This window comes from Bacillus fungorum, from assembly GCF_002746455.1.
GTDB classification, from domain to species: Bacteria; Bacillota; Bacilli; order Bacillales; family Bacillaceae_G; genus Bacillus_A; species Bacillus_A fungorum.
Map to the genome: position 1 here is coordinate 1 of NZ_NWUW01000089.1, position 2,981 is coordinate 2,981.

1 protein-coding gene and 1 pseudogene are annotated in these 2,981 nt (G+C 33.5%); both read right to left on the reverse strand.

Annotated elements, in window-relative coordinates; translation table 11 throughout:
• A pseudogene (locus CO726_RS30605) lies at positions 1–1,273 on the reverse strand (hypothetical protein); the annotation flags it as partial.
• Between the two features lie 117 nt (positions 1,274–1,390).
• Complete coding sequence (locus tag CO726_RS30610) at positions 1,391–2,713, reverse strand: S-layer homology domain-containing protein (RefSeq protein WP_099686793.1); 1,323 nt, start codon at positions 2,711–2,713, stop codon at positions 1,391–1,393.
• Between the last annotated feature and the right edge of the window lie 268 nt (positions 2,714–2,981).

The following is a 2,981-nucleotide window of genomic DNA, read 5'->3' on the forward strand; positions in this document are numbered from 1 at the left end:
TTGGATTACGACGACAATAACTTAAACTAGACTGTGCACTATCTCTTACGGATTCAGAACTATTTACTTCTTGCTGGGACTTATTAATATTGTTATTTACCTTTGCTCTATATTGGTCACGTTCTGGCTTAAAATTATCACGCGATACATCTACTCTTGTTTTAATATTCTTTCCTTCTCTTGCTGTTTCACCTTCAATTCGGTCAGCAGAGAAATCAATTTTATATTTAAAATCATCTTCATCATCTGGATTAGGTGGTACTTCTGTACCACAGTTACCATCTACATTAAAGTTTACCGTTTTTTCTTCCGATTGCCTTTGGACTCCATCAAGCACCTTAATTTTCGCAGTATATCGACCACACATTTGCGGTTGCCAGCTTACATCCTCTTTCATAAACTTTCCTGCATCGCCTTCATTTTGTTTATCATTATCTTTTTGCGGATTTGAACGTAAATAATTTTCTTGATGATGCACAGTTTCACCATCTTTTGTAATGTCTAACATCCATTTCACACGGTTCCGTTCACCCGCTATCGATGAATAAGGGTTACCTATATCGAGTTTGGGACCATGTTCTGTATAACCTTTATCTTTACTTACATACTCGAAACCGTTAAATGTAAACTTAACAGGTTTATTCTTCGCACTACTAGAGGCTTTAAAGTCTTTTATTTCAGGTTTACTCGTACGTACGTACCACAGGCTATAATTGTTTACTCCACCAACACCACCAGCTCCAGCATACCCGCCTGATAGATAAGCAACATCACGAATCCAATAAAATCTACCATATGGTGTTTTAGTATTTAAATTTAATATTAAATGCTTATTCATATTTTCTAATACGAATTTAGGATTCCCCCAATATTTATCGGCAATAATAGCATTATTCATTCTTTCTACTTCTGTCACCATACGATCGCCCACTGGAACAGCGCTATTCCAATAACCATCATTTGCAATTCGAACATAAGGCTCAGATAAATCTTCGTTTTTCACCAAATTATCATGTGGATTATCAAAATTAAAAGAACCGTTATATACAGCTGGGTAATGAAGATCACCTTTATACATTAAATCCACACCTGGTGGTGAATACCCACTCCCTGGCCGAATATATTTACCAGGCATTTGTAAGTCCGTCGCTGTTACAAAGGTATTTTCATCCCCATTATAAAATGGTATATCAGCATTTTTCGCACTTGCTATACTTGGAATCATTAATACCGTTGAAGTACATAAAAATAATAAACCTCTTTTAAATTTCATAAGTTTCCCTCCTAAAACATAAAAAAGGACAAACCTGTACCATTGGTTAGGTACGTAAGGTTTGTCCTTCACGTATATCATTTATTAATTTTATTATATTTATAAATTATTATATCATTATTTAGATTGAACGTCTACATACATTGTATGATCAGCCATAGATTGTCCAATGCGAATTTTATAGTTTCCTTTTTCATAGTTATTTATTTTTCGTGCATCAACAGTTTCCTGAATTTCCTTATCTAAATTTAGACCGCTCAGTAAAGTAGTCCATTGTTTCGCTAATTCTACAGTTGCTTTATTGTTATCTAAAAAATATATTTTAAAATCATCTGGACTACCTGCTACAGCAAATTGAGCTCCTATTGATCCTTTAGGAAGATACATATTTTTATCTACAATACTTAAAGGATCTTTGTACTGAAGATTTGTATTATATGTACTGTTAATTCTCTTTAGAATACTCTGTGCCTCTTGAGTTAACTGTTTCTGTACTATCGGGGTTTTTAACGACTCAGGATAATAAGAAAAATCTTCTGCCACAAGACTTGTATCTAATCCCTCTGGTACTGCTGGCTTAGTTTCTGGTTTTGTTTCTGGCTTTGTTTCTGGCTTAGTTTCTGGTTTTGTTTCTGGCTTTGTTTCTGGCTTTGTTTCTGGTTTTGTTTCTGGTTTTGTTTCTGGTTTTGTTTCTGGCTTAGTTTCTGGTTTTGTTTCTGGCTTTGTTTCTGGTTTTGTTTCTGGCTTTGTTTCTGGTTTTGTTTCTGGTTTTGTTTCTGGTTTTGTTTCTGGCTTTGTTTCTGGTTTTGTTTCTTTTTCCAGTACATTAATAGAGTTATATAAGAATTGACTGTATTGCTCACGAGTTACATGCATTTTAGGTGAATACATATCTCCTCCTGTACCAGAAGTAACACCATTCTCTTCTAAAGCATTAATTGCGTTATACGCCCAAGATTTTTTATCAACATCTTTAAATGAAGTTGTTGTAGTCGCTTTGAATTTAAATGCATTTGTAAGTACTTGCGCCATTTGTTCACGAGTTAAAATATCATCTGGACCATATTTCCCTTCACCATAACCAGCAACAAGACCCTCTTTAGCAAGTGCTAAGATTTCTTTTTCAAACATGTGTCCTTTAATATCTGAAAATGGATTTTTGAAGCTAGCACCTGCATCTGCTGGTTTTACGTATGCGTAAATCATACGAGCAACCTGTCCACGAGTTACATTGTCACCAAAACCAAACTGTCCATTTCCGTATCCTGCTACTACTTTACGATTTGCTAAATCATAGATTGCTTTCGTAGACCAGTGATTTGCTGGAACATCATTGAATTTTAATGAGTCTGTGTTATCAGCCTTAGCAGTAAATGCTCCTAGTAATGATGTACCCATAATTGTTAATGCTGTTGCTGTTTTTAAAAATGTATTATTCATGTCAATTCCTCCATTGTGTGCAATATTTTTTATCACAGTAAAGTTTACCATTAAATCTATATAATTTTACATAAAGATTTTTTAATTTATAAGTGTTTTACAACACCGTTGTTCTATATGGAAAATATTACCATATAGAAGTAAGCTTGTAAAGTATTTTTATATATTTATTTTCAAATATATTTTTCTAGCAAAAAAACTATACTTTTCAGCATAGTCTTTTATAGTAAGATTCTTAGAATCTTTATTACTTAAAATACACTTGTCC

What these genes read in the sequence shown, in the direction of transcription:
- CO726_RS30610 (WP_099686793.1), bottom strand. Translation starts at nt 2,713, where the DNA reads ATGAATAATACATTTTTAAAAACAGCAACAGCATTAACAATTATGGGT.